Raw genomic sequence first — 867 nt, forward strand, 5'->3', positions numbered from 1 at the left:
AGAAGTGTGCAAGTTCTCTAACGCATTAAAAGACCAAGGCGTGCGCAAAGGCGACGTGGTGTGTTTATACATGCCAATGGTGCCAGAAGCAGCTATCGCTATGCTGGCGTGTACACGCATCGGCGCGGTGCATACCGTGGTATTTGGTGGTTTCTCACCAGAAGCACTGTCTGGTCGTATCATCGACTCTGACGCGAAAGTTGTGATCACTGCGGACGAAGGTGTGCGCGGCGGACGTGCCGTTCCACTGAAAAAGAACGTGGACGAAGCACTCACTAACCCAGAAGTAAAAACCATCAGCAAAGTTGTGGTACTAAAACGCACAGGCGGCAATGTAGATTGGCATGAGCATCGTGATGTTTGGTGGCACGAAGCAACCGCAAAAGTATCTGATGTTTGTCCACCAGAAGAGATGAAAGCGGAAGACCCACTGTTCATCCTCTACACATCTGGCTCGACAGGCAAACCAAAAGGCGTACTTCACACCACAGGTGGCTACCTTGTTTATGCGGCCATGACGTTTAAATACGTCTTCGATTACCAACCAGGTGAAACCTTCTGGTGTACCGCAGACGTAGGCTGGATTACTGGCCACACGTACCTTATCTACGGACCACTTGCGAACGGAGCGAAAACCATCCTGTTCGAAGGTGTACCAAACTACCCGAACACAAGCCGTATGAGCGAAGTGGTCGATAAGCATCAAGTGAACATTCTGTACACCGCACCACCAGCTATTCGTGCGCTGATGGCACAAAGCGACGAAGCGGTTGCTGGCACGTCTCGCTCAAGCCTTCGCATCATGGGCTCAGTGGGCGAACCAATCAACCCAGAGGCATGGGAGTGGTACTACAAAACGATTGGTAA

At 51.3% G+C, this 867-nt stretch carries 1 protein-coding gene; it reads left to right on the plus strand.

Annotated features, from left to right (window positions below; translation table 11 throughout):
• Positions 1-867: AMP-binding protein (locus tag R8N49_RS25890; RefSeq protein ID WP_318190302.1), on the plus strand; the 867-nt coding region annotated here is incomplete at both ends.

It is taken from the genome of Vibrio sp. 1978 (genome assembly GCF_033344345.1).